The 23,474-nt window shown below is 71.1% G+C and carries 28 protein-coding genes and 1 tRNA gene; 9 read left to right on the top strand and 20 right to left on the bottom strand.

What is annotated here, in order from left to right; genetic code table 11:
* Window positions 1–6: 6 nt before the first annotated feature.
* The 3 genes from IQ210_RS11880 to IQ210_RS11890 form a co-directional block, all read right to left on the bottom strand.
* Entirely contained in the window at window positions 7–831 is an 825-nt protein-coding gene (locus IQ210_RS11880) for a YceI family protein (protein WP_194078861.1), read from the bottom strand.
* An 83-nt stretch (window positions 832–914) separates the two neighbouring features.
* The gene (locus IQ210_RS11885; protein ID WP_194078862.1) at window positions 915–3,455 is read right to left on the bottom strand and encodes an MFS transporter; all 2,541 of its coding nucleotides are present in this window, start codon (window positions 3,453–3,455) and stop codon (window positions 915–917) included.
* 13 nt (window positions 3,456–3,468) lie between these two features.
* Entirely contained in the window at window positions 3,469–3,972 is a 504-nt protein-coding gene (locus IQ210_RS11890) for a MarR family winged helix-turn-helix transcriptional regulator (RefSeq protein ID WP_194078863.1), read from the bottom strand.
* 265 nt (window positions 3,973–4,237) lie between these two features.
* Between IQ210_RS11890 and IQ210_RS11895 the strand changes: the two genes are divergently transcribed.
* Entirely contained in the window at window positions 4,238–4,441 is a 204-nt protein-coding gene (locus IQ210_RS11895; protein WP_194078864.1) for a hypothetical protein, read from the top strand.
* 9 nt (window positions 4,442–4,450) lie between these two features.
* Here IQ210_RS11895 and IQ210_RS48205 read toward each other — a convergent pair whose 3' ends face one another.
* Window positions 4,451–4,729 (bottom strand): hypothetical protein, encoded by a 279-nt coding sequence (locus tag IQ210_RS48205; RefSeq protein WP_322656346.1) that lies wholly within the window; start codon window positions 4,727–4,729, stop codon window positions 4,451–4,453.
* Between IQ210_RS48205 and IQ210_RS48210 the strand changes: the two genes are divergently transcribed.
* The gene (locus IQ210_RS48210) at window positions 4,716–5,003 is read left to right on the top strand and encodes a hypothetical protein (RefSeq protein WP_322656347.1); all 288 of its coding nucleotides are present in this window, start codon (window positions 4,716–4,718) and stop codon (window positions 5,001–5,003) included. The genes IQ210_RS48205 and IQ210_RS48210 overlap by 14 nt on opposite strands.
* Window positions 5,004–5,178: 175 nt before the next feature.
* Here IQ210_RS48210 and IQ210_RS11905 read toward each other — a convergent pair whose 3' ends face one another.
* The 8 genes from IQ210_RS11905 to IQ210_RS11940 form a co-directional block, all read right to left on the bottom strand.
* Window positions 5,179–6,072 (bottom strand): RNA polymerase sigma factor SigF, encoded by an 894-nt coding sequence (locus IQ210_RS11905; RefSeq protein WP_194078866.1) that lies wholly within the window; start codon window positions 6,070–6,072, stop codon window positions 5,179–5,181.
* Between the two features lie 302 nt (window positions 6,073–6,374).
* Entirely contained in the window at window positions 6,375–7,241 is an 867-nt protein-coding gene (locus IQ210_RS11910; RefSeq protein WP_194078867.1) for an RNA polymerase sigma factor SigF, read from the bottom strand.
* A gap of 172 nt (window positions 7,242–7,413) precedes the next feature.
* The gene (locus tag IQ210_RS11915; RefSeq protein WP_194078868.1) at window positions 7,414–7,707 is read right to left on the bottom strand and encodes a Dabb family protein; all 294 of its coding nucleotides are present in this window, start codon (window positions 7,705–7,707) and stop codon (window positions 7,414–7,416) included.
* A gap of 19 nt (window positions 7,708–7,726) precedes the next feature.
* Entirely contained in the window at window positions 7,727–7,903 is a 177-nt protein-coding gene (locus tag IQ210_RS11920; protein ID WP_181387277.1) for a hypothetical protein, read from the bottom strand.
* 366 nt (window positions 7,904–8,269) lie between these two features.
* Window positions 8,270–8,354, bottom strand: a tRNA-Ser gene (locus IQ210_RS11925).
* A gap of 55 nt (window positions 8,355–8,409) precedes the next feature.
* Window positions 8,410–8,835 carry a tRNA adenosine(34) deaminase TadA gene (tadA, locus tag IQ210_RS11930; RefSeq protein ID WP_228047664.1) on the bottom strand — a complete coding sequence of 142 codons (426 nt, stop codon included), beginning with the start codon at window positions 8,833–8,835 and terminating at the stop codon, window positions 8,410–8,412.
* A gap of 56 nt (window positions 8,836–8,891) precedes the next feature.
* Window positions 8,892–9,425 carry a tRNA adenosine deaminase-associated protein gene (locus IQ210_RS11935; protein WP_194078984.1) on the bottom strand — a complete coding sequence of 178 codons (534 nt, stop codon included), beginning with the start codon at window positions 9,423–9,425 and terminating at the stop codon, window positions 8,892–8,894.
* A gap of 231 nt (window positions 9,426–9,656) precedes the next feature.
* Window positions 9,657–9,839: a hypothetical protein gene (locus tag IQ210_RS11940; RefSeq protein ID WP_059194476.1), complete on the bottom strand. Its 183-nt coding sequence runs from the start codon at window positions 9,837–9,839 to the stop codon at window positions 9,657–9,659.
* Window positions 9,840–9,981: 142 nt separating this feature from the next.
* Between IQ210_RS11940 and upp the strand changes: the two genes are divergently transcribed.
* Entirely contained in the window at window positions 9,982–10,617 is a 636-nt protein-coding gene (gene upp, locus IQ210_RS11945; protein WP_097274289.1) for a uracil phosphoribosyltransferase, read from the top strand.
* Between the two features lie 87 nt (window positions 10,618–10,704).
* Here the strand turns inward: upp and IQ210_RS11950 are convergent, their stop codons facing one another.
* A complete protein-coding gene (locus tag IQ210_RS11950; RefSeq protein ID WP_228047456.1) occupies window positions 10,705–11,352 on the bottom strand; it encodes a LytR C-terminal domain-containing protein in 648 nt (215 codons plus the stop codon).
* Between the two features lie 99 nt (window positions 11,353–11,451).
* Complete coding sequence (locus tag IQ210_RS11955; protein ID WP_003999914.1) at window positions 11,452–11,748, bottom strand: type II toxin-antitoxin system VapB family antitoxin; 297 nt, start codon at window positions 11,746–11,748, stop codon at window positions 11,452–11,454.
* 104 nt (window positions 11,749–11,852) lie between these two features.
* Here IQ210_RS11955 and IQ210_RS11960 point away from each other — a divergent pair, with 104 nt between their 5' ends.
* Entirely contained in the window at window positions 11,853–13,451 is a 1,599-nt protein-coding gene (locus IQ210_RS11960; protein WP_194078870.1) for a helicase HerA-like domain-containing protein, read from the top strand.
* A gap of 54 nt (window positions 13,452–13,505) precedes the next feature.
* Here the strand turns inward: IQ210_RS11960 and IQ210_RS47880 are convergent, their stop codons facing one another.
* The 6 genes from IQ210_RS47880 to IQ210_RS11985 all read right to left on the bottom strand — a co-directional run bounded on the left by IQ210_RS47880 (window position 13,506) and on the right by IQ210_RS11985 (window position 17,653).
* The gene (locus IQ210_RS47880; RefSeq protein ID WP_256785857.1) at window positions 13,506–13,628 is read right to left on the bottom strand and encodes a hypothetical protein; all 123 of its coding nucleotides are present in this window, start codon (window positions 13,626–13,628) and stop codon (window positions 13,506–13,508) included.
* A 55-nt stretch (window positions 13,629–13,683) separates the two neighbouring features.
* Window positions 13,684–13,986, bottom strand: coding sequence for a hypothetical protein (locus IQ210_RS11965; RefSeq protein ID WP_194078871.1), 303 nt, complete (start codon window positions 13,984–13,986; stop codon window positions 13,684–13,686).
* 73 nt (window positions 13,987–14,059) lie between these two features.
* Window positions 14,060–14,716 carry an HdeD family acid-resistance protein gene (locus tag IQ210_RS11970; RefSeq protein ID WP_194078872.1) on the bottom strand — a complete coding sequence of 219 codons (657 nt, stop codon included), beginning with the start codon at window positions 14,714–14,716 and terminating at the stop codon, window positions 14,060–14,062.
* 55 nt (window positions 14,717–14,771) lie between these two features.
* Window positions 14,772–15,365 carry an HhH-GPD-type base excision DNA repair protein gene (locus tag IQ210_RS11975; protein WP_194078873.1) on the bottom strand — a complete coding sequence of 198 codons (594 nt, stop codon included), beginning with the start codon at window positions 15,363–15,365 and terminating at the stop codon, window positions 14,772–14,774.
* 25 nt (window positions 15,366–15,390) lie between these two features.
* Window positions 15,391–16,875 carry an FG-GAP-like repeat-containing protein gene (locus IQ210_RS11980; RefSeq protein ID WP_228047458.1) on the bottom strand — a complete coding sequence of 495 codons (1,485 nt, stop codon included), beginning with the start codon at window positions 16,873–16,875 and terminating at the stop codon, window positions 15,391–15,393.
* 73 nt (window positions 16,876–16,948) lie between these two features.
* The gene (locus IQ210_RS11985; RefSeq protein WP_194078874.1) at window positions 16,949–17,653 is read right to left on the bottom strand and encodes a siderophore-interacting protein; all 705 of its coding nucleotides are present in this window, start codon (window positions 17,651–17,653) and stop codon (window positions 16,949–16,951) included.
* 78 nt (window positions 17,654–17,731) lie between these two features.
* Between IQ210_RS11985 and IQ210_RS11990 the strand changes: the two genes are divergently transcribed.
* The 5 genes from IQ210_RS11990 to IQ210_RS12010 all read left to right on the top strand — a co-directional run bounded on the left by IQ210_RS11990 (window position 17,732) and on the right by IQ210_RS12010 (window position 23,461).
* Window positions 17,732–19,783: a penicillin acylase family protein gene (locus IQ210_RS11990; protein ID WP_194078875.1), complete on the top strand. Its 2,052-nt coding sequence runs from the start codon at window positions 17,732–17,734 to the stop codon at window positions 19,781–19,783.
* Entirely contained in the window at window positions 19,776–20,369 is a 594-nt protein-coding gene (locus tag IQ210_RS11995) for a GNAT family N-acetyltransferase (RefSeq protein WP_194078876.1), read from the top strand. The genes IQ210_RS11990 and IQ210_RS11995 overlap by 8 nt, the downstream gene beginning before the upstream one ends.
* Entirely contained in the window at window positions 20,366–20,833 is a 468-nt protein-coding gene (locus IQ210_RS12000; protein WP_194078877.1) for a cupin domain-containing protein, read from the top strand. Before IQ210_RS11995 ends, IQ210_RS12000 begins: the two co-directional genes overlap by 4 nt.
* 38 nt (window positions 20,834–20,871) lie before the next feature.
* Window positions 20,872–21,630, top strand: a complete 759-nt coding sequence (locus tag IQ210_RS12005) for an SDR family NAD(P)-dependent oxidoreductase (RefSeq protein ID WP_194078878.1) — start codon at window positions 20,872–20,874, stop codon at window positions 21,628–21,630.
* A gap of 100 nt (window positions 21,631–21,730) precedes the next feature.
* Window positions 21,731–23,461, top strand: coding sequence for a copper resistance CopC/CopD family protein (locus tag IQ210_RS12010; RefSeq protein ID WP_194078987.1), 1,731 nt, complete (start codon window positions 21,731–21,733; stop codon window positions 23,459–23,461).
* Window positions 23,462–23,474: the final 13 nt, after the last annotated feature.

Consider the following 23,474-nt stretch of genomic DNA (forward strand, 5'->3'; position numbering starts at 1 on the left):
CTCCGTCTAGGCCTGCGGAGGCAGCGATTCCCCTTGTACCGCCTGAATGTCGAGCTCCACCTTGAGCGTCGTACCGATCGCCGCGATCCCCGCCTGCACGACCTGGTTGTAGTTCATCGCGAAGTCGTCCCGCCGCAGTTCGGTCGTCGCCCGGAACGCCGCCCGGGTCCCGCCCCACGGGTCGGCGCCGGTGCCGAGGTAGGCGAGGTCCAGGTCGACGGGGCGTACGACACCGTGCATGCCCAGCTCGCCGTGGACCGTCCAGCGGTCGGCGCCCGCGAGCGAGATGCCCGTCGACCGGTAGGTGATCTCGGGGTGCACCTCGACGTCCAGGAAGTCGGCGGACTTCAGATGCCCGTCCCGCATCGCGTTCCCCGTGTCGATGGACGCGGCCCGGATCACCGCCTCCACCCGGGACTTGGTGACGTCGTCCGGCGCGATCTCGATCGTGCCGGAGAAGTCCGTGAAGCGGCCGTGCACGCTGGAGATGCCCAGGTGCTGGGCCACCGCGCCGACGCTGGAGTGCACCGGGTCGATGGTCCACGGCCCCGGCGGCGGGAGTTCGGTGCCGCCCTGCCGGGCCAGGGTGACCGTGCCGACCTCGGCTCGGCCGCTCGCCGTGACGATCGCGCTCGACGCGGCGGGCGCGTAGCCGACGGCGGTGACGATGACGGTGTACGCGCCGGGCGCCAGCGGCTCGGGATCGCGTACCGCGCCCTCCTCGTCGGCCTCGACGCGCAGCACCTGCGTGCCGGTCATGTCGGTCACCGTGACGACCGCGTGCGACACGGCCCATCCGTCCCGGGTACGGATCCTCGCGGTCAGTCCCATCTCAGCTCTCTCCTCACACAGGTCCGGCCCGCGGAACGCGCCTCCGCTCGAAACGCGCTCCACGGGCCGGGGTATTCAGTGACTCACTCGCCGGGGTGCGCGAGCTCTATGTCATGGCCGTCGGTCCCCCGACCGGCCACCGTCAGGGCCGTCGCGACCGGCGGGTAGCCCGTCGCGATGACCGTGTACTCGCCGCCGTCCAGGTCGGTGAAGGCGTACGCCCCGTCCGACCCGGTGGTGGCGGTGCCGACCACGTTGCCCGCCGCGTCCACGAGGGTCACCCGTGCGTCGGCCAGCGGACCGTGCGGCGCTCGTACGACGCCCTGGACCTGGGCGCCGGAGTCCAGTTCCACCTCGATACGGGTGACACCCGTGCCGCCGACCTCAACCGGCAGCGCGCGCGGCCGGTACCCGGCGGCGTTCACCGCGACGGTCACGGCGCCCGGCACCAGCTCGGCGAACCCGAACTCGCCCTGCTCACCGGTGGTCCCGGTGGCCAGCAGATCTCCGCGCACGTCGGTCACGATGACCATGGCGTCCTTCACCGGCAGCGCGCCGTCCGAGGCCCGGACGACCCCGCTCAGCCCGCTCGTGCCGCTGAGCAGGATGTCGTACGCCACCGGCTCGCCGTTGACCACGACGGTGGACGCCTGCGGCTGGAAGCCGTCCGCGGAGGCGATCAGGACGTACGACCCGACGCTCGGCGCCTCCACGCCGTACGAACCGTCCGCCTGCGTCACCGACCGGCCCAGCTGCCGTCCCGCGAGCGAGATCAGCGTGACCGCGGCCTGCGGGACGGGCGCGCTCTCGGCGCCGCGGACGTGACCGCGGACCGGGATTCCGCCGCCGGAGCCGGCGGCCGGGGCCTCGACGGTCGCGACGGCGGTCGCCACGGCGGCGAGCTTCTGCGTGCCGTCGGGGACCGGCTCGGCGGTGGCCCAGCTGGGCACCCGCTCCTCGGCGACCGGCGCGGGAACCTCCGCCGCGACCTCCGCCGGAGCCTCAGCCGAAGCTCCTTCGGACTCGGACGCCGCCTGCGCCATCGCGCCCTTGGTCCGCAGCGGAACCTCCTTGATGAACAGCGTGATCAGGAAGGCGATCGCGGCCAGGCCGGCGGCGATCAGGAACACGTCCGCGATGCCGTGGCCGTACGCGCTCTCCATGACCGTGCGCAGCGGCGCCGGCAGCTTGTCCATGTCCGGGATCTCGCTGGAGCCGCTCGAACCGGAGCCGAGGGAGGCGTACTTGGGGCCGAGGTCGGTCAGGCCGTCCTTGACGTAGTCGGTGATCTTGTTGGCCATCACGGCACCGAGCACCGAGACGCCCATCGCACCGCCGAGGGACCGGAAGAAGGTGACCGTGGAGGACGCCGAACCGAGGTCCTTGGGCTCGACCTGGTTCTGCGTGCACAGCACCAGGTTCTGCATCATCATGCCGATGCCGAGACCCAGCAGGGCCATGAAGATCGCGGTCTTCCAGTAGTCCGTGTCGTAGCGGATGGTGCCCAGCAGACCGAGGCCCGCCGTGATGAGCACGCCACCGCTGACCAGCCAGGCCTTCCAGCGTCCGGTACGGGTGATGAACTGCCCGGAGACGGTGGAGGAGACGAACAGACCGCCGATCATCGGGATGGTCAGCACGCCGGACATGGTCGGGGACTCGTCGCGGGCCAGCTGGAAGTACTGGGCGAAGAAGACCGTGCCGGAGAACATCGCCGTACCGACGAACATCGAGGCGATGGACGAGAGGGTGATGGTCCGGTTCCTGAACAGCCGCAGCGGGATGAGGGGTTCGGACGCCTTCGACTCGACGAGCACGAAGATCAGGGCGAGGGCGATCGAACCGCCGACCATGGCGTAGGTCTGCCAGGAGATCCAGTCGTACTTGTCACCGGCGAAGGTGACCCAGATCAGCAGCAGCGACACGGCCGCCGCGACGAAGAACGCGCCGGCCCAGTCGACCTTCACGTCCCGCTTCACGACCGGCAGGTGCAGGGTCTTCTGCAGCACGATCAGCGCGATCACGGCGAAGGGCACACCGACGTAGAAGCACCAGCGCCAGCCCAGCCACGAGGTGTCGGTGATGACACCGCCGAGCAGCGGGCCGCCGACGGTGGCGACGGCGAAGGTCGCGCCGAGGTAGCCGGAGTAACGGCCGCGCTCGCGCGGGGAGATCATCGCCGCCATCACGATCTGCGCGAGGGCGGAGAGGCCGCCGACGCCGATGCCCTGGACCACGCGGAAGGTGATCAGCATGCCGGCGTTCTGGGAGAGGCCGGCGGCGGCCGACCCCAGCACGTAGATGACGAGCGCTATCTGGACGAGCGCCTTCTTGCTGTAGAGGTCGGCGAGCTTGCCCCACAGGGGGGTGGAGGCCGTCATGGACAGCAGGGCGGCGGTGACGACCCAGGTGTAGGCGGACTGGCCGCCGCCGAGGTCACCGATGATCTCCGGGAGGGCGTTCGAGACGATCGTGGACGACAGGATCGCCACGAACATCCCGAGCAGCAGCCCGGAGAGCGCCTCCATGATCTGCCGGTGGCTCATGGGGGCATGCTCGGCGTGCGCGGTGCCTCCCCCGTGCTTGGCGTGGGCCCGCACACCGGCTGGTGTGGTCGTTGCCATGGGTTTCCTTCTCTTAAGTGTTCGCGGGTGTACGGGTGGTCTCTTCGGATGCGCTGTGAGATGCGCCTTCGAATACGTGAGGGGCGCCGCGGCAGTCGTCGAAGCTCGCCCGGAGCCGGGCCATGAGCCCGCTCAACTGGGCCACCTCGTCGTCGCTCCAGTCGCTGAGCCGCTCGGCGAGCATCCGGCAGGTCCGCTCCGACAGCTCGTCGAGCTGGGCCAGACCCGCCGGGGTGAGGTGCAGGATGCGGCCGCGCTTGTCCGCCGGGTCGGGGGAGCGCCGTATCCAGCCGCGCTCGGCGAGGTGCGCCGCATGGCGGCTGGTCACCGACATGTCCACGGCGAGCAGCTCCGCGAGCTTGCTCATGCGCATGTCCCCGTGGCGGGCGAGCAGCGTCAGCACGGCGGCGGAACCGCTCGGGCAGTCGGACGGCAGGATCCGCCCCATCTCCCGCTTCACGGCGCCGAAGGCACTGAACTGGCGCATCAGCTCCTCGTACTGCGGCTGCCCGGCCATTCCACCTCCCGTATTCGTTGCTTGGGGCAACCATAGGAGCGGTTGGTTGCTACAGGCAAATAAAACGGGATGGGTGCGGCATAAAAACTTGGCAAAGGCAAGTATTGCGACAGTAAACACGCAGGTAGCGGCTGGAGAGACGGGACCATGCGCACGTAAGGGGCGCGGCGAACTGCGCGACCAGCCACGACCGAGCCGCACCCGGAAACGAACCGGCGAGCCCCGCACTTGGGCCGCCCCGCCTCATTCGCTAGTCTCTCGCCCCATGGCTAACCCCCAGGACCCCCAGGGCAACTACGACCCCGCCGGCAGCACCCAGATGTTCCGCGCGTTCGTCGACGAGGGCCCCCAGGGCCGCCAGCAGGCGGCCGCCGCCCCCACGTCCTCCGGCCCGCGCCTCGGCCTGATCGTCGGTGTCGTCGTCGCCGTGGCGATCGTCGCGGCGGTGGCCTGGCTGGCGCTCAAGTAGTTCCGGACGTCACTTCCAGCGGACGTCGACGTCCCGCGTCTCGATGTGCATGCCGAGCGGCACGCGCCACGCCTCGACGCACACCGTCCACGTCCGCTCCTTCCGCGCGCCGCCCTCGACCGGCACCGGAAGCTCCACCTCCGACTCGACGGTCCCCCAGTCGATCCCGAGCGCCCCGATGACGTGCGTCCCGAACCGCACGGTCCCCGAACGGACCGCGGCCTCCCCGGAATTGCGGAAGACGAGCGTCACGTCCTCGCACCACCGCCGGTCGGTGGCCGTCCGCACGGGATCGTCCCAGGTGAGGGCGGCGGGCGCGGTCGTACGACTGGAGGAAGCTGTCGGCGACGGCGAACCGGACGCCGTACGACCGGACTTGGCACCGCTCGACGGACGGGTGCTCGGCGACGGGACTTCCGGGGCCGGTGAATCATCCGGGTGGGCAGGGGAGTTGCTGACACCCGGGCTTGCCGCACCGCTGCTCTCGAGCGGCACCACCCGCACGTCCCCCGTCGGCTTCGCGGACGAGGGCGGGCCGGCCGCCGGGCCGACGGCCGTGTAACCCTCACCCGTGCTCCCGCACGAGGTCAGTGCCACGCCCAGACAGACGACGGCCGCCGATGCGCCGATCGCGGCGCCTCGACGGCCATGCGTCCATGTCGTACTCGGTGTTGTACGGAGCATCGGGCCATGGTGGCTGACGCCCCGTCAATTATGAAGGGGTCGTTCCGGGACGGTCAGTCGGAGATGAGACCTTCGCGCAGCTGCGCCAGGGTCCGGGTCAGCAGCCGGGAGACGTGCATCTGGGAGATGCCGACCTCCTCGCCGATCTGCGACTGGGTCATGTTGGCGAAGAAGCGCAGCATGATGATCTGCCGCTCACGGGGCGGCAGTTTGGCGAGCAGCGGCTTGAGGGACTCGCGGTACTCGACGCCCTCCAGGGCGGTGTCCTCGTAGCCGAGACGGTCCGCGAGGGAGCCCTCGCCGCCGTCGTCCTCCGGGGCCGGGGAGTCCAGCGAGGAGGCGGTGTAGGCGTTGCCGACCGCGAGGCCGTCGACGACGTCCTCCTCCGACACCCCGAGAACCGCGGCGAGTTCGGCGACGGTCGGGGAGCGGTCGAGCTTCTGCGAGAGCTCGTCGCTGGCCTTGGTGAGGGCGAGCCGCAGCTCCTGGAGGCGGCGCGGGACCCGCACCGACCACGAGGTGTCACGGAAGAACCGCTTGATCTCACCGACGACCGTCGGCATCGCGAACGTCGGGAACTCCACGCCCCGTTCGCAGTCGAAGCGGTCGATCGCCTTGATCAGGCCGATGGTGCCGACCTGGACGATGTCCTCCATCGGCTCGTTGCGGGAGCGGAAGCGGGCGGCCGCGTACCGCACCAGCGGGAGGTTGAGCTCGATCAGGGTGTCCCGGACGTAGGCACGCTCGGGGCTGTTCTCGTCGAGTGCGGCGAGCCGCAGGAAGAGGGAGCGGGACAGGGTGCGGGTGTCGATGGCTCCGGAGACGGCCGGGGGAGCCGGGAGGGCCGGGGCCGGCGCGGCCTCGACAGCGGTTACGTCGTCGAGCGCGGGCGCAGCCTCGCTCTTCGTGAGCGTGAGCACCTTCGAGCTGCCCTGGTCTGCGGACATGCCACCCCCTCTGGGTCGCGGGACGGTCGCGGCGGGCGTTCCGTCGAGAACGTCAGCCTTCACCTGAATACCGGAGCCGAAGCCCCGGCAAACGCGCTTCCGGCAGAATGTCACATGTCGGCAACACGCTGTAGTGACATGTCGACATGCGAGACGTGAATACGCCCTGGATAAAGGGGGTCTGACGGTTTTTCGGCGCAGAACTGTCGGGATCCGCGCTGGTGAGCGATTCGCTCGCGAAGGTGATCTATCGCTTCTGCATTCGGTTGACCCTCGTCCGATTCGGGACCGGAGCTCCAGCCTCAGGCCTCGATGCGATTAGCGGACCGCAACCGCTGGAAGCTACGCGCGAGTAGCCGCGAGACATGCATCTGGGAGACGCCGAGTTCCGCGCTGATCTGGGACTGGGTGAGATTGCTGTAGTACCGCAGAAGCAGGATGCGCTGTTCCCGCTCGGGCAGTTGCACCAGCAGATGCCGTACGAGATCCCGGTGCTCCACGCCGTCCAGGGCGGGGTCCTCGTAGCCGAGCCGGTCAAGGAGCCCCGGCAGCCCGTCGCCCTCCTGGGCGGCCTCCAGCGAGGTGGCGTGGTACGACCGCCCGGCCTCGATGCAGGACAGCACCTCGTCCTCGCCGATGCGCAGCCGCTCGGCGATCTCGGCGGTGGTGGGGGTGCGTCCGAAGGCCGTGGTCAGGTCCTCCGTCGCGCTGTTGACCTGCACCCAGAGCTCGTGCAGCCGGCGCGGTACGTGCACGGTCCGTACGTTGTCCCGGAAGTACCGCTTGATCTCGCCGACGACCGTCGGCATCGCGAACGTCGGGAACTGCACGCCCCGGTCCGGGTCGAAGCGGTCGATGGCGTTGATGAGCCCGATGGTGCCGACCTGGACGACGTCCTCCATCGGCTCGTTGCGGGAGCGGAAGCGGGCGGCCGCGTACCGCACGAGCGGGAGGTTGGCCTCGATGAGCGCCCCGCGCACCCGGTTGTGCTCCGGCGTGCCCGGCTGGAGCCCCTTGAGCTGGCCGAAGAGCACCTGGGTGAGCGCCCGGGTGTCGGCGCCACGGCTGCGCTGGGGGGCGGCGGGCGCCGGGGTCTGGAGGGACACCGGCGTCTGGGCGGGCGCCTCTTCCTGGGGCGGCGCAGTACTGGCCGACACGGTCAACGCCACCTCTTCATCGGTCTACATCGGTCAACTCATCCGTCAAAAGCGGTCATAGCATCACAAGACATGTGCACTGTGTGCAAGCACCCCATAACGCCGTGTTGAGGGAAGAGTTGAGGCAGAAGACGCACGAAAGCCCCCCGCCGTTCCGACGAGGGGCCGAACGAGGTGGGGCGGCTCAGTACGCGTAGTCCGCGATCACCCAGGTGGCGAACTCCTTCCAGAGCCCCACCCCCGCCTGGTGCGCCGGGTGCTCCACGTACCGCCGCAGCGCGTCCGCGTCCTCGAAGCCCGAGTTGATGGCGAAGTCGTAGGCGATGGGCCGGTCGCTGAGGTTCCACCCCAGCTCCCAGAACCGGATCTCCTCGATCTTCCCCTCCAGCGCCCGGAAGGCCTCGACACCCTCCTTGACGCGCGGGTCGTCGCGCTCGACACCGTCGTTGAGCTTGAAGAGGACGAGATGGCGGATCATGAGCACTCCTGGTTACGGCCTACTGCGCCCCGTCGGCGAGCCAGGTGAAGAAGTCGCCGATCGCCTTGGCGGCGTCCGATATGCCCTCGAACCCTATCTGGACGTAGTCGGCGGCCTTGGCCGGGTCCGTGATGATCACGTACAGCACGAAGACCACGAGCACATAGACGGCGGCCTTCTTCGAATTCACCGCCATCGCGGCCTCCCCCGTGACTGAGGTGCTCTTTGGGACTGGTGTGCCGGCGGCGAGTGTAACTTCACGTCCTATTTAAGGACCAACGGCCTGCGGGCTCAGGCCCTTTGCCGGGCCGCGGGAGGTGGGCCGGGGCGCAGGATGGAGGTGAGCCCGGTGGATCTGGCAGGAATCTCCGGGTGGGGCGGGCCCCACTGCGGGGTGCGCGGCATGGCTTCCCCCGAAGCGGCGCGTACTTGTGGGTCCGGACCCCGTCGGGGGAAGCGGCTTGTCCCCCCGTAGGCCGCTTCCCCCGCCCTCTCTCTTCTCGCTTCCCTCGCGTCTCGGTACGCACGAAGGGCCCCGTCTTTCGACGGGGCCCTTCTGAAGCGGTAGCGGAGGGATTTGAACCCTCGGTGACTTGCGCCACACTCGCTTTCGAGGCGAGCTCCTTCGGCCGCTCGGACACGCTACCGAGGGAGACCTTACAGCAAGGTGGGGCATGGTTTGAAATCGGTATCCGGGGCCCCTCAGCGGGAGCGGAAGAACTCGGTGAGCAGTGCCGCGCACTCCTCGGCGAGGACGCCCTCGATGACCTCGGGGCGGTGGTTGAGGCGGCGGTCGCGGACGACGTCCCAGAGGGAGCCGGCCGCACCGGCCTTCTCGTCGCGGGCGCCGTAGACGACCCGGTCCACCCGGGACTGCACGAGGGCGCCCGCGCACATCGTGCAGGGTTCGAGGGTGACGACCAGCGTGCAGTCGGTCAGCCGCCACTCGCCGAGCTCGGCCGCCGCCCGGCGGATCGCGAGGACCTCCGCGTGGGCGGTCGGGTCGCCGACCGCCTCGCGTTCGTTGTGGCCGGCGCCGAGGACGGTGGTGCCGTCCGGGGCCAGTACGACGGCACCCACGGGCACGTCCGCCCCCGCCTTCCCGGCCTCGTCCAGGGCGAGCCGCATCGCGGCCCGCCACCGGTCGCGCACCGGGTCCGGGGGACCCTTCGAGGTCTCCCCGGTCAGCGGACGGTCTCCAGGACCTCCGAGGCGCCCAGGGCCTCGGCGATCTCGGTGAGCGCGTCCTCCGACAGGGCCTTCAGCTCCTTGTGGCTGACACCCAGGTCGTCGAGGATCTCGACGTCGCCGACCGGACCGTGCGGCACGGCCTCGGCGGAGGCGCCGCCCTCGCTGTCGTCGTCGTCCTCGTCCTCGCCGTCCTCGGTGCCGTCAAGGTCGAGGGAGTCCAGGTCGGCTTCGTCTTCGCCGGGCTCCCTTCCGAGCAGTTCGTCGGTGAGCAGGATCTCGCCGTAACTGCTGCGGGCAGCGGCGGCGGCGTCCGAGACGTAGATACGAGGGTCGTCCTCCCCGTCGATGCGGACGACGCCGAACCAGGCGTCCTCCTGCTCGATCAGCACGAGCACCGTGTCGTCCTCGGCCGCGGCTTCCCGGGCGAGGTCGGCCAGATCCGACAGCGTCTCCACATTGTCGAGGAGCTCTGTGTCGCTCGCTTCCCACCCGTCTTCGGTGCGCGCGAGCAGTGCGGCGAAGTACACCGTGACTCTCCCACTGGTCATAGGCGTGCCGGTTGGGGGTCCCCCCGGCGGAGGCTGTGGGCGGGGAGGCATTGGCTCCGAGCCCCACCCACTCGGAATCGTGGCAGAAACGGAGCGTTCAGGGGACGTCTTCGGCTCCCTGTGTCCGCCCGTTTTGATCGTCCACCAGCGGGATCGTACGCGGCTCCCGGCGTGGCGCACGCATCAGGCGGTCCAAGAACGTCTCAAGCCCTACCAGCGGAAGGTGCGCATGCGCATGGCGTGGCGCAGCCGGGCCGTCTTGGCGCGCCGGGGCTGGACGCGGTCCCGCAGCTCCCGGGCCTCCGCGAGATCGCGCAGGAACTGGGCGCGCCGCCTGCGGCGCTCGGCGTCGGTCTCCTGTTGTGGCTCCTGCTCCGGCACAGGCACTGGCATAGGCACACCACCCCCGTCACGTCCCTCCCACTTTCCCTCCGACGGGGGGTTTGATGCCAGCGCACGGGTGAAGCGAGGTTTGGGGATCGCCGGGACGATCGCCGGGACGCCGGGCCCAGCGGGCCCGGTTACTGTTGTGGACATGCGTCTCCACGTCGTCGACCACCCCCTGGTCGCCCACAAGCTCACCACGCTGCGCGACCAGCGCACCGACTCCGCGACCTTCCGCCGTCTCGCCGACGAGCTGGTCACCCTCCTCGCCTACGAGGCCACGCGCGACGTGCGCACCGAGCAGGTCGACATCAACACGCCGGTCGCCCGGACCACCGGCGTGAAGCTGTCCTACCCGCGCCCCCTGGTCGTGCCGATCCTCCGCGCCGGCCTCGGCATGCTCGACGGCATGGTCCGCCTCCTGCCGACCGCCGAGGTGGGCTTCCTCGGCATGATCCGCAACGAGGAGACACTGGAGGCGTCCACGTACGCCACGCGGATGCCGGAGGACCTCTCCGGCCGCCAGGTGTACGTCCTCGACCCGATGCTGGCCACGGGCGGCACCCTCGTTGCCGCGATCCGCGAGCTCATCAAGCGCGGTGCGGATGACGTGACGGCCGTGGTGCTCCTCGCCGCGCCCGAGGGCGTCGAGCTCATGGAGCGCGAACTCGCGGGGACCCCGGTGACGGTGGTGACGGCAGCGGTCGACGACCACCTGAACGAGCACGGCTACATCGTGCCGGGCCTGGGAGATGCCGGTGACCGGTTGTACGGGGCTGCGGAATAACGCCTGATCGCCGTAGGGGTGCGGATTCAGCGCGGCTGCGGGGGGTCCGTGGTTGCTCGCGCAGTTCCCCGCGCCCCTAAAAGCCTTTCAGCAGGCCTTCTTTGAGGAGCTCGGCTCCGGCTGCGGGTTGCTCAGCGCGGCCAGCGCCTTGTCGGCCGCCGCCTTCGCCGTCAGCGACTTGAACCCCGTGCCGATGATCAGATCGACGTCGGCCCCCTTACGCCCGTCCGCACGCGACTCCGCCCCCGCCACCTGCGTCCCCAGCACCCGCAGCGACGTGCTCATCGCGGACGTACGGCCCAGCAGTATTCCCGCACCCTTGACCTTCTTGTCGAACTCCTTGGTCGCGTTGCCCACGTCGCCGATCTTGAAGCCGCGCTTCTTGAGCGCGTCGGCCGTCTCCTTGGCGAGGCCCGCGCGGGGCGTGGCGTTGAAGACGTTGACGGTGATCTGCGCGGGCTTGGGATACGCGGAGGCGGCCGCGGACGCCGAGGCAGAAGGGGACGCCTTCGTGGCGCAGTCCGCCTTGGGGCCCGCCGCGGACGCCTTCTCGTCGTTGCCGGTGAAGATGCCGATGAGCTGCAACGTGCCCCAGCCGACCAGACCGAGCGCGGCGACGGACGCCACCAGCGCGACCACGAGCCTGCCGCGCCGTCGGGGACGGCGCATGCGTGGGTATTTGTCCCCCGTGATCCGGTACTTGCCGCCCATGCCTGGGGGAGTCAGCATGCTCATGGGCGCAGCGTAGTGCGCCGCGGCGGCGATGCCTACTAAATGATCATTGGATACCGGGCAGGAGAACCCGAAAGGGCCAACCCTTTACAGGCTGGTCACTTAATCCAGTTCCAGCACACGCGCGTGCAGCACCTGGCGCTGCTGGAGCGCCGCCCGCACCGCGCGGTGGAGGCCGTCCTCGAGGTACAGGTCGCCCTGCCACTTCACGACGTGCGCGAAGAGGTCGCCGTAGAACGTGGAGTCCTCGGCGAGCAGGGTTTCCAGGTCGAGCTGGCCCTTGGTCGTCACCAACTGATCGAGGCGGACCGGGCGCGGCGCGACGTCCGCCCACTGCCGGGTGCTTTCCCGGCCGTGGTCGGGGTACGGCCGGCCGTTTCCGATGCGCTTGAAGATCACACGGAAAGCCTACCGGTCAAGACCTTCCGGGCGCAGCCATGGCGACGGAGTGTGATGCTGGAAAAGATGCCGTAAACGGGGGCAAACCGGAACAGGTGCCTGAGATGAGTGACAGCGAGACCATGCCACCGGCCACCGCTCCCGAGGCGCCGGGCAGTGCCCCCGCGCTTCCGAAGGAGGCCCTGGAGATCGCCTCCGGGTACGCCTTCGCCGGGCCCGCCCTCGATCTCGGCGCGCTGCTGTGGGACGGGGTGTGCCTGCCGGACGCGCAGGTCAGGATTCCGCTGCCGATGCTGAACCGGCACGGCCTCGTCGCGGGCGCCACCGGCACCGGCAAGACCAAGACGCTCCAGCTGATCGCCGAGCAGCTCTCCGCGCAGGGCGTGCCGGTGTTCCTGGCGGACATCAAGGGGGACGTGTCCGGGATCTCGGCGCCGGGGCAGCCCAATGACAAGGTCCGCAGCCGCTCACAAGAGGTCCATCAGCAGTGGACGGCGACCGGCTTCCCGGCCGAGTTCTACGCCCTCGGCGGCATCGGACACGGCATCCCCGTGCGGGCCACGATCACCGACTTCGGCCCGCTGCTGCTCTCCAAGGTGCTCCAGCTCAACCAGACCCAGGAGCAGTCCCTCGGCCTGATCTTCCACTACGCCGACACCAAGGGGCTCGAACTCGTCGACCTGAAGGACCTCAGGGCCGTCGTCACCTTCCTGACCTCGGACGAGGGCAAGCCCGAGCTGAAGAACATCGGCGGCCTCTCCTCCGCGACGGCCGGCGTGATCCTCCGCTCCCTCACCGCCTTCGAGGCGCAGGGCATGGCCGACTTCTTCGGTGAACCGGAGTTCGACACCGCGGACCTGATGCGCACGGCGTCCGACGGGCGCGGCATCGTCTCCGTCCTCGAACTGCCCGCCGTACAGGACAAACCGGCGTTGTTCTCGACGTTCCTGATGTGGCTGCTGGCCGACCTCTTCCACGACCTGCCCGAGGTCGGCGACGCGGACAAGCCCAAGCTCGTCTTCTTCTTCGACGAGGCACATCTGCTCTTCCACGACGCCTCGAAGGCGTTCCTCGACTCCATCACGCAGACCGTCCGGCTGATTCGCTCGAAAGGGGTCGGTGTCTTCTTCGTGACGCAGACCCCGAAGGACGTACCGTCCGATGTCCTCGCCCAGTTGGGCAATCGCGTCCAGCACGCGCTCAGGGCCTTCACGCCGGACGATCAGAAGGCGTTGAAGGCGACCGTGAAGACGTTCCCCGACTCCGCGTACGACCTGGAGGAGCTGCTCACCGGGCTCGGCACGGGTGAGGCCGTGGTGACGGTCCTCAGCGAGAAGGGTGCCCCGACCCCCGTCGCGGCGACTCGCCTCCGCGCCCCCGAGTCCCTGATGGGCCCGATCGAGCCCACCGCCCTCGACGAGGCGGTCAAGGCCTCGCCGCTCCACGGACGTTACGCACAGGCTGTGGACAGAGAATCGGCCTACGAGAAGCTGAACGCGACGCGGGGGGCCAAGGGCCCGGACGAGATGACCGCGCCCCCGAAGAAGGCCCAGCCGAAGCAGGCCCGGCCGAAGGAGGACCCCTCCGTCGTCGAACAGGTCGTCGGCAGCGGCATGTTCAAGTCCCTCGCGCGGTCCCTCGGCACCCAGATCGGCCGTGAGATCACCCGCTCGATCTTCGGCACGGCCAAGCGGAGGCGGTAACCCCGGTAACTCCGGTAACCCCGGTCACCCGAGGGGCCCGCCTCCGCCGCTGGCTCAGCCGCGTTTCCCTTCCTTCACCGGCGGCTTCTGTTCCTGCGGAACCGGTGGCTTGGGCGCGCTGCGGGCGGCTTCCGCGCGCAGGAGGGCGCGCAGGACGGCGTACGGGTCGACGGGCATGGTGGTCGTGCTCCTTGCGTTCGTTGCTGAAACGGGCCTCTGGCGCGAGGGCCGGTCAGCAGCGCAGGACCACCGTGCGGAGGGTGAGCAGGCGGTACGAGGGGTGCGGTGGCGCCGGGAGCGGGGTGCCCTCCGGGACGACGGGGGAGGGCGGCTCGACGCGGGGTGCGGGACGCAGCGGGGCGACGGAATGCCGGGCGGCCGGTCGCAGGGCCGTGTCGAGGACGTCGTACTCGGTGATCTCGCCGGAGACGACCGGCGTGACGGCGGTGGCCGCGTGCGCCCCGGCGGGTGCGGCCGGCACGAGCAGCGCGAGCAGCAGGACGAAGGCGCGGAGCCAGGTTCTGGTGCTGCTCATGATTGCTGGTCTGCCCCGGGGAGTACGAGGTTCATCGCGTCGTCCGTCAGATCCGCCCGCACGGGTTACCCGCTCACACCTCGCGCGGCACCCGGCCGGCCCGCCCCCGCATCCGTACCGCCGTGACGATCTCGACGACGCCCACGACGACCAGCCAGATCCCGCCGACCACGGTGAGGACGGCGACCGACTCGAAGGGGGAGTCGATGAGGACGATGCCGGCGACGAACGTGATGATCCCGAGGAAGATCTGCCAGCCGCGGGCGGGCATCGACGGGTCGGAGGCGGCGGCCAGGGTCTGGGTGATGCCGCGGATCAGCCAGCCGATGCCGATCCACAGGGCGAGCAGCAGGATCGACTGCATGGGGCCGCGGAAGCAGAACAGGCCCAGCAGGATCGACAGCGCGCCGCTGATGAAGGCGAGCACGCGCAGGCCGGTCGTCCTGTGGGTGCCGAAGGCGGAGACCAGCTGGAAGACGCCGCTGACGACGAGGTAGACACCGAAGAGGATGCCGGTGGCGAGGAGCGTGGAGCCCGGCCAGACCAGCACGAGGATGCCCAGGACGAGGGAGGCGAGGCCGGTGATCAGGACCACCTGCCAGGCTGCCTTGGACAGCGCGTGGAGGGGGCCCTCGAAGGGTGGTTCCGGTTCGGCGACCCGCCGCTGGGCGTGAACCTTGCGGTCGTCGTACTCCGGGCTCCAGGAGGAGCCGCTCGGTGCCTCGGTCATGGTCCATGTTTGGACCGCGGCCGGCCGCCCTGCGCGGTGGGCTGAGCCGACCGGGTTACTTCTTGGCGGCCTTCGCCGCCTTGGCCGCCGCCTTCATCTCCTGCTTGTGCGCCCGCACCTTGGTCAGGGACTCGGGGCCGGTGATGTCGGCGACGGACCGGAAGGACCTGGCCTCGCCGTACGCGCCGGCGGCCTCCCGCCAGCCCTTCGGGGTGACGCCCAGCTGCTTGCCGAGCAGGGCGAGGAAGATCTGGGCCTTCTGCTTGCCGAAGCCGGGGAGTTCCTCCAAGCGGCGGAGCAGTTCGCGGCCGTCCGTCACGCCCTTCCAGACCAGCTCGGCGTTCCCGTCGTAGTGCTCGACGAGGTACTGGCACAGCTGCTGTACGCGCTTGGCCATGGAGCCCGGGTAGCGGTGGACCGCCGGCTTCTCGGAGAGCACGGCCGCGAAGGCCTCCGGGTCCTGGGCGGCGATCTCGTGGGCGTCGAGGTCGTCGCCGCCGAGCCGGTCCGCGATCGTCCGCGGCCCCTTGAACGCCCACTCCATCGGGACCTGCTGGTCCAGCAGCATCCCGACGAGCGCGGCGAGCGGGGAACGCCCGAGGAGTTCGTCGGCCTCGGGGTCCTGGGCGAGGTGCAGGGTGACGTCCATGACCCCGATCATGCCTCCGGTGCGGTCACATCTCCACGTGGGGACTGGTCAGCGCGGCGCCGAAGTAGCCCTTCACGTCGCCCACGGTGATGCCGGCGCTCTTGCCGCACAGGTTCACCGAGCCGTTGAGGACGGGGCCGGCCGCCGCGCCACGGGCGATCCAGAGGCAGCCGTCGGTGTTCTCGGTGGGCGCCCCGACGACCGTCTCGGCCTTGCCGTCCCCGTTGAGGTCGGCGAGGTGGACGGCGGCCCCGAACTGGTCGCCCTTCTCGACGGCACCGGGCACACCGGCCGTGTCCTGGGTGTATCCGGCGGCCTTGGCCGTGCCGAGGCCGGTGGCGGAGCCGCGCAGCAGCACGGCCGTACCGGCGGCCTCGCGCGAGCCCACGGCCTCGAAGGGGGAGCCGACCAGGACATCGGCGTACTTGTCGCCGTTCACGTCCCCGACGCTGAGCGACTGGCCGAACCAGTCGCCCCATTCCGCGGTGCCGGGCACGCCCGCGGTGTCCTGGTGGAAGACCTTGGGCTTCTGGTCGGCGGTGATGCCCTGGGCGCTGCCGTAGAGGACCTGGATCTCGCCGCCCTTGTGGGCCGCGCCGGGTGCGTTGAAGTGGGACTCGTCGCCCGCGATGCCGGTGACGAGGTCGCCGTAGCCGTCGCCGTTGACATCGCCGATCTGGCCGGTGTGGCCGTCGGCGTAGGGGAGTTCGACCCCCTGGTTGGCCAAGGGGTCCTCCGGGTCCGGGGCGCCCGCGTCGAGGGTCACCGGGCCGCGGATGTCGCCGTCCGTCGGTCCGGCGAGATAGAAGCGCTCGGCCCTGCCGTCGCCGTTGACGTCACCCATGACCACGCCCCGGGCGTTCTCGCGCCACTCCAGGTACTTCGCTGCGGGCTTGCCCGTGCGGGTGAAGGGCCCGGTGTAGGAGGCCGTGTTGCAGCCGGAGCCGATGCCGAGTTCGGGGGCGCCGTCGCCGTTCATGTCACCGGCGGCCACGGACATGCCGAAGCGGCAGTACGTCATGCCCTCACCGAACCCGGCCGGCGGGGCGATGCTCGCGCCGCCCTTCAGCCCGTTCGGCCCGCCCCAGACGACGGTCACGGCACCCCGGGAGTCGGCGCCGCCGACGTCTTCGTGCGGGGTGCCGACGATCAGGTCGGCGTAGCCGTCCCGGTCCAGGTCGGCGCTGGTCACGGTCCGGCCGAACTCGTCCCACTTCTCCGGGTCGCCGGGGATGCCGGAGGTCGCCTGGGTGAGGACGGTCCGGCGGGTGCTGCTCACGGACGACTTCGACCCGTACAGCACGACGACCGCGCCGGCCTCCTCCACACTGCCGTTCGCCGCGTTCGGCGCGCCGACCGCCAGGTCCCGGTACCCGTCACCGTTGAAGTCGTCCTGGACGGTGGCCGTGTTGGCGCCCTTGTAGGGGGCGGCGGCGGACGACGTCACCGGGGTGAGGGTGACGGCGGCGGCCGCGGTGAGCACGGCGGCCGCGGTGACAGCTCTGCGCAAAGGGACTCCTCGACATACGGGTTGACGCCTCAGACGTCCCGCATGACACACGAACCCCGTGGATGGTTGTACGTCAGTTCGCCCGCCAGTAGCCGAGCGCGTGCATCCGGTCCTTCGGGACGCCGAGGTCCTTGCGGACGTAGGAGGACAGGGTGCGGGTCGTGCGGGTGTCGCAGGCGATCCAGACGTACGCGTCCGGGTGGGCCTTCAGGAGGTCGGGGAGGTCCGCCTTCACCTGGGTGATCAGGTCGTCGGCGGACCGGACGTCGTGGCGGGACGCGTCCGTGCGGAACGGGAGGCCGTCGCGGGAGCCCTCGAACCAGATCGTCGCCGGGGACGAGTCCAGGGCCGCGAGGAGCGAGTTGATCGCGGGGAGGGAGGCCGGGTCGCCGATCGCGAAGACGTGGGTCGGGGCCGGGTCGGGGCGCTCGAAGGCCGTGCCGTGGACCGTGGCCTCGATGGTGTCGCCGGGCTTCGCCGCGCGCGCCCAGTCGCTGGCCACGCCCTCGTGCAGCGCGAACTCCAGGCTGAAGGTGCCGGCCGCCGGGTCCGGGTCGACGAGGGTGTACGCCCGCTGGTGCGGCTTGCCCGCGGCGGAGAACCACAGGCGGACCCACATCGTCGGGTGCACGCCGGTCGCGGCGAGCAGGCCGCCGTCGGTCAGGTGGAGCCGCCGGTAGTGCGGGGTGACGTCCTCGGCGCCGGTCACCGTCAGGACGTAGTCCTTCGCCCGCAGCAGTTTGAGGACCGCGCCCTCCCAGCCGTGCCCCTGCCCCATCGCCTCTTCACCCCTCGCGTACGATTTCACCACGACATACTTAGGTGAGCCTAACCTAAAGCACAGGAGAGCCCCAGAGTGAGCGCCGAGATCTACCGAGATGCCTGGGGCATCCCGCATCTGCGTGCGGACAGCGTGCGTGAACTCGCCCGTGCCCAGGGTCTGGTCACCGCCCGCGACCGCGCCTGGCAGCTGGAGGTCGAACGGCACCGCGCCCGCGGCACCTCGGCCGCCGTCCTCGGCGTCGACGCCCTCCCCTGGGACCGCTTCATCAGACGCGCCCGCCTCGACGACACCGCGAGACGCTGCTTCGCCGACCTCTCCGTGAAAGACCCCGAGACGGCCGACTGGGTCCGGGCGTACGTCGACGGCGTCAACGAAGGCCTCGCCGACGCGGAGCTCCCGCTCGGCGCCCCCGGCCGCTGGGAGCCCTGGACCCCGCTCGCCGTCTGGCTCGCCACCCACATCCTCTTCGCGGGCTTCCCGGCCAAGCTCTGGCGTACCGAGGCGGCAAAACACCTCGGCGAGGACGCCGTCGGACTGTTCGCCACCGACGGCCCCGGCACCTCCGGCAGCAACGGCTGGCTGGTCAGCGGCGAGCGGACCGTGACCGGCCGGGCCGTCATCGCCGGCGACCCGCACCGCTTCATCGAGGACCCCGGCGTCTACCAGCAGATCCACCTGTCATGCCCGGAGTTCGACGTCATCGGCCTCGCCGTCCCCGGCGTCCCCGGCATCGCCCACTTCGGCCACACCGGCACGGTCGCCTGGGCCATCACCAACGCCATGGCCGACTACCAGGACCTCTACAGCGAGAAGCTGCGCCGCACCGGGGCCGGGGTGGAAGCCCTTGATCCGGACGGGAGTTGGCGGCGCGCCTCCCGGCACACCGAGACGATCGAGGTCGCCGGGGAGGAGCCGGTGGAGGTCGAGGTCATCGAGACCGCACGCGGCCCGGTGATCGCCGGCGGTCCGGAGGGCCTCGACGACGGCACCCCGCTGGCCCTCAGCCTGCGCACCCCGCCCCGCGTGACCAGTGACCTGGGCTTCAGCACCCTGCTCCCTCTCCTCCGCGCCCGCCGGGTCGCCGACGTCGACCGGGCCTTCGACCAGTGGGCCGAGCCGGTCAACGTCGTGCAGGCCGCCGACACCGAGGGCGGGCTGCTGCACCGGGTCGCGGGCCGGGTGCCGGTACGGTCCACCGCCAACCGCACCCGGGTGGTGCCCGCCTGGGAGGCCGGGCACGAGTGGACCGGCTGGCACGTGATGCCGTACGGCGAACTCAGCGACGGCGTCGCCGTGATGGCCAACCAGCGCGGCCCGGCCGCACCGTTCGGCGTCGAGTTCGCGCCGCCGCACCGGGCCGACCGCATCGCCGCCCTGCTCGCCGAGAAGGAGAAGTGGAAGGCCGCCGACATGCCGGCGATCCACATGGACACCCATCTCGCCTCCGCCGGGCCCCTGTTGGACCACCTGGCGGCCCTGACGGACCTGAGCCCCGAGGCCGCCGAGCTCAGGGCGACCCTCCTCGCCTGGAACCGCCGTATGGACGCGGACAGTTCGGCCGCCGCGCTCTTCGCGGCCGTGCGCGGTGCGGTCGTACGACGGCTCGCCGCGCACCCCGCCTTCGCCGCGCTCACCACGCCGCCCGCCTACCCGGAGGTCCTCCTCCCCTGGCTCGGGCTCACCCCGCGCATCGGCTACGCGCTCGAACACCTGCTGCGGGCCGGGCAGTTGTACGGCGTCGACCGGTCGGCGGAGGTGCGTGCGGCCGTCGAGGAGGTGGCCCTGGCGGGGCCGGTCAAGACGTGGGGCGAGAGCCATCGGTTGTTCCCCTGGCGGGCGTTGCCCGATCCCGCGTTCGACGGCCCCGGACTCTCCGGCGACCACGACTGCGTGCTGTGCACCTCGGCCGTCCCGGGGCTGACCGACCTCGCCGCGCGCGGGCCCGCCGCCCGGTACGTCTGGGACCTGGCCCGACGCGAGGACAGCCGCTGGGTGGTGCCGTTCGGCGCCTCCGGGGTGCCCGGCTCGCCCCACCACCGTGATCAACTGCCCCTGTGGCTCGGCGGCGACCTGGTCCCGGTCGTCACCGACTTCGAACAGCTCAGCAAGGAGAGCGATGTCTGACCTCTACGTGCACACGCAGGACGTCGACGGCTTCGGCACCGTCGCCGTCCGCCTGCTCGACGCCAAGGCCGACGCCAGGCTGGTGCACGGCTGGGTCCGTGAGGAACGCGCCGCCTTCTGGGGCATGAACGGCCTCACCGAGGACCAAGTGGCCGACATCTACGCCCACATGGACACCCTCGACACCCACCACGCCTACCTCCTGGAGAAGGACGGCGAACCGGTCGGCCTGCTCCAGACCTACGAGCCCGAGGCCGACCGGGTCAGTGAGTGCTACGCCGTGGAGCCCGGCGACATCGGCGTCCACCTGCTGCTGGCGCCTCCCGAGGCCGCCGGTGCGCGCTCCGGCTGGTCGTCGGCGCTGCTGGGGGCCGTCGCCACGTATGTCCTGGTGGTCCTCGACCGGCGCCGGGTCGTCGTCGATCCCGACGTCCGCAACGAGAAGGCGATCGCCCGCTTCCTGCGGCAGGGGTTCGTGGCGGGGGAGCGGGTCGTGCTGCCGGAGATCGACATCCCGGACGTGTATCTGCCCGAGAAGCACGCCCAACTGGCCTTCCTGCGCCGGGAGGTAGCCTTCCCCGGGTGACCCCGGACGATCTCGTAGCCCACTACGGACTGGAACCGATCCCGCGCGAAGGAGGCCTGTTCCGCCGCACCTGGGAAGGCCCCGAGCGGGCGGAAGGCGGCCCGGAGGGCACAGCCATAGTCGCCCTCCTCACCGCGGACGACCACTCGGCCCTGCACCGCCTGCCCGCCGACGAGATCTGGCACTTCTACCTCGGCGACCCCCTGGAACTCCTCCTCCTCGCCCCCGACGGCACCTCCCGCACGGCGGTCCTCGGCCCCGACGTCCTCGCCGGCCAGTCGGTCCAGCTGACCGTCCCCGCCGGTACCTGGATGGGCGGCCGCACCCTCGGCACCTGGACGTTCTTCGGGTGCACGATGGCACCGGGGTTCACCTACGAGGGCTACGAACACGGGGACTTGGAGACGCTGCTGGCGCGTTATCCCGCCGAGGCGACGCGGATCGCGGGACTGTGTCGGCCATGAGTTTTCTCGACCGACCGGATCGCGGGACTGTGCCGTCCATGAGACTCCTCGAAGGACAGGCCGCCCTGGTCACCGGCGCGGGCGGCGGCATCGGACGCGGTATCGCCCTGCGGTTCGCCGAACGGGGCGCGGCGGCGGTCGCGGTCCACTGCCGTACGTCGGTGGCGGCGGCGGAGGAAGTGGCGGCGCGGGTACGGGAGTCGGGCGCCCGGGCCGTCGTGCTGCGGGCCGACCTGCGGGACGAGGGGGAGTGCCGGCGGCTGGTGCGGGAGGCCGCCGAGTGGGGTGGCGGGCGCCTTAACGCGCTGGTCAACAACGCCGGTGTGCAACCGGTCCAGGGGCTGCCCGGGATGACCGCCGGGGAGTGGCGGGAGGTCGTGGACGCCAACCTGTCGAGCGTGTTCGCGTGTACGCAGGCGGCGGCCGAGGTGATGGACGGGGGCGGGTCCGTCACGCACATCGCCTCGATCGAGGCACACGCGCCCGCCGCCGGGCACGCCCACTACTCCGCCGCGAAGGCGGCCGTCGTCATGCACGCACGGTCCGCCGCCCTGGAGTACGGGCCGCGCGGCATCCGCGTCAACAGCGTCTCGCCGGGCCTGATCGACCGGGACGAGCTGGCCGAGGCCTGGCCGGAGGGCGTGCGGAGATGGGAACAGGCGGCCCCACTGCGCCGGTTGGGCCGCCCCGAGGACATCGGCGACGCCTGCGCCTTCCTCGCCTCCCCGCTCGCCTCCTGGATCACCGGCCAGGACCTGGTCGTCGACGGCGGGGTGTCGGCGCGCCCGACCTGGTGAGTGTTCCGGGGCCCGCGTACGTACATCTTCCGGAGCGGCGGGACGGAGTACTGACGTGGAGCGTGACGGTGGCCGAGGACGGCGGCGATTTCAAGGGCTGGTGCTGCTGGGCACCGTGCTGGTCCTGCTCCTCTTCGGCGGCGCGGGACCCGCGTCGGCCCACGCCGCCCTCCGCGCCTCCAACCCCGAGGACGGAACCGTCCTCAACTCCGCCCCCGGGCACCTCACCCTGACCTTCACCGAGTCCGTCGGCCTGCTCGACGACTCCTTCCGCGTCCTGGACCCGGACAACCGGCGGGTCCGCACCGGAGCGGCCGAGCATGTGCCGGGCCGCTCCGACACGGCCCGCGTGACACTGCCCGCGAAGGGCCTCGGCGAGGGCACCTTCACCGTGGCCTGGCGGGTCGTCTCGGCGGACAGCCACCCGGTGTCGGGCGCGTTCACGTTCTCGGTGGGCAAGCCCTCGGCCACCTCGGCGGTCGTCGACCCCGGCCCGGTCGAGAACCCGACGACGGCCACGCTCTACAACATCGCCCGCTATCTGGCCTATCTCGCCGCCGCCCTCCTCATCGGCACGGCCGTCTTCCTCGCCGGCTGCCGCCCCGCGGACGCGACCGTCCTGCCCCGGCTGCTCTGGGCGGGCTGGGGGACCTTGGCCGCGGCGACCGTCGCCCAGCTGCTGCTGCGGGCCTCGTACGAGACGGGCACCGCCCCGGCCCTCGACGGCTTCGACCGGACGCTGACGACCCGGCCCGGCCTGGTGCTCCTCGCCCGGCTCGGGCTGCTCGCGCTCACCGCGCTGTACCTGCGCTGGGTGCGCAAGGCGTGGAGCGCCAAGGGCACCCGGATCGCCGGCGGTGTCCTCGCCGTCGCCCTCGCCCTCACCTGGGCCGCCGGTGAGCACGCCTCCGCCGGTATCCAGGTGCCGGTGGCGATGGCCGCCTCCGTGCTGCACGTCCTCGCGATGGCGGCCTGGCTGGGCGGCCTCACCGCCCTGGTCACCACCCTGTACCGGGCCTCCGTCGTCGAGGCCGCCACGGTCGCCCGCTTCTCCCGCCTCGCCTTCGCCTGTGTGACCGTCCTGGTCGTGACCGGCGTCTACCAGTCCTGGCGCGGCCTCGGCTCCTGGGCGGCGCTGACGGGGACGTCGTACGGCCGTCTCCTGCTCTTCAAGCTCGCGGCGGTCCTCGTGCTGCTCGGCGCGGCCGGACTGTCGCGGCAGTGGACGGCGCGGCTGGTCACGGTGGGCGCCGAGAGCGTCGTACGCGAGCAGGAGCGGGTGCCCGAGCCGGTGGGCGGGCCGCCGCTGCCCGCGCCGGAGAAGGCCGCGGACGCCCCCGGCGACGACGGGTACCGGCGGGGGCTGCGGCGGTCCGTGGCCATCGAGATCACCGTGGGTGTGGTCGTGCTGGTGCTCACGACCGTGCTGACCGGCACGCTGCCCGGGCGGGCGGCGGAGGAGGCGGGCACGGCGGCCCCGGCCGGCGGGCTGCCCGTCGCCTCGGTCACGAACGTGCCCTTCGACCTGGGCGCCGCCGGGCGCGGCACCGTGCAGATCACCCTCGACCCGGGCCGGGTCGGCCAGAACCAGGTGCAGGCGATCGTCTACGGCGCCGACGGCGGTTTCGCGACCGTCCCCGAGCTGCGGCTGACCTTCACGCTGCCGTCCCAGGACATCGGCCCCCTCGACGCCCGGCTCACCGACCAGGGCGGCTACTGGGGCACCAGCGACTTCAACCTGCCCATCGCCGGGACCTGGACGATGCGGACGACCGTGCGGATCTCCGAGATCGACCAGGTCAGCGAGACGGACAAGGTCGAGATCCGGTAGCGGGCCACGGACA

This window comes from Streptomyces justiciae, from assembly GCF_015163075.1.
GTDB lineage: Bacteria > Actinomycetota > Actinomycetes > Streptomycetales > Streptomycetaceae > Streptomyces > Streptomyces justiciae.

What these genes read in the sequence shown, in the direction of transcription:
- IQ210_RS11895 (WP_194078864.1), top strand. Translation starts at nt 4,238, where the DNA reads ATGGCTAACCCCCAGGACCCCCAGGGCAACTACGACCCCGCCGGCAGC.
- IQ210_RS11950 (WP_228047456.1), bottom strand. Translation starts at nt 11,352, where the DNA reads ATGAGCATGCTGACTCCCCCAGGCATGGGCGGCAAGTACCGGATCACG.
- IQ210_RS11995 (WP_194078876.1), top strand. Translation starts at nt 19,776, where the DNA reads ATGTCTGACCTCTACGTGCACACGCAGGACGTCGACGGCTTCGGCACC.
- IQ210_RS11880 (WP_194078861.1), bottom strand. Translation starts at nt 831, where the DNA reads ATGGGACTGACCGCGAGGATCCGTACCCGGGACGGATGGGCCGTGTCG.
- IQ210_RS47880 (WP_256785857.1), bottom strand. Translation starts at nt 13,628, where the DNA reads ATGCCCGTCGACCCGTACGCCGTCCTGCGCGCCCTCCTGCGCGCGGAA.
- IQ210_RS11985 (WP_194078874.1), bottom strand. Translation starts at nt 17,653, where the DNA reads ATGGGGCAGGGGCACGGCTGGGAGGGCGCGGTCCTCAAACTGCTGCGG.
- IQ210_RS11960 (WP_194078870.1), top strand. Translation starts at nt 11,853, where the DNA reads ATGAGTGACAGCGAGACCATGCCACCGGCCACCGCTCCCGAGGCGCCG.
- IQ210_RS11905 (WP_194078866.1), bottom strand. Translation starts at nt 6,072, where the DNA reads ATGTCCGCAGACCAGGGCAGCTCGAAGGTGCTCACGCTCACGAAGAGC.
- tadA (WP_228047664.1), bottom strand. Translation starts at nt 8,835, where the DNA reads ATGCGGCTCGCCCTGGACGAGGCCGGGAAGGCGGGGGCGGACGTGCCC.
- IQ210_RS11970 (WP_194078872.1), bottom strand. Translation starts at nt 14,716, where the DNA reads ATGACCGAGGCACCGAGCGGCTCCTCCTGGAGCCCGGAGTACGACGAC.
- upp (WP_097274289.1), top strand. Translation starts at nt 9,982, where the DNA reads ATGCGTCTCCACGTCGTCGACCACCCCCTGGTCGCCCACAAGCTCACC.
- IQ210_RS11975 (WP_194078873.1), bottom strand. Translation starts at nt 15,365, where the DNA reads ATGGACGTCACCCTGCACCTCGCCCAGGACCCCGAGGCCGACGAACTC.
- IQ210_RS12005 (WP_194078878.1), top strand. Translation starts at nt 20,872, where the DNA reads ATGAGACTCCTCGAAGGACAGGCCGCCCTGGTCACCGGCGCGGGCGGC.
- IQ210_RS11965 (WP_194078871.1), bottom strand. Translation starts at nt 13,986, where the DNA reads ATGAGCAGCACCAGAACCTGGCTCCGCGCCTTCGTCCTGCTGCTCGCG.
- IQ210_RS11940 (WP_059194476.1), bottom strand. Translation starts at nt 9,839, where the DNA reads ATGCCAGTGCCTGTGCCGGAGCAGGAGCCACAACAGGAGACCGACGCC.
- IQ210_RS11885 (WP_194078862.1), bottom strand. Translation starts at nt 3,455, where the DNA reads ATGGCAACGACCACACCAGCCGGTGTGCGGGCCCACGCCAAGCACGGG.
- IQ210_RS11915 (WP_194078868.1), bottom strand. Translation starts at nt 7,707, where the DNA reads ATGATCCGCCATCTCGTCCTCTTCAAGCTCAACGACGGTGTCGAGCGC.
- IQ210_RS11920 (WP_181387277.1), bottom strand. Translation starts at nt 7,903, where the DNA reads ATGGCGGTGAATTCGAAGAAGGCCGCCGTCTATGTGCTCGTGGTCTTC.
- IQ210_RS11890 (WP_194078863.1), bottom strand. Translation starts at nt 3,972, where the DNA reads ATGGCCGGGCAGCCGCAGTACGAGGAGCTGATGCGCCAGTTCAGTGCC.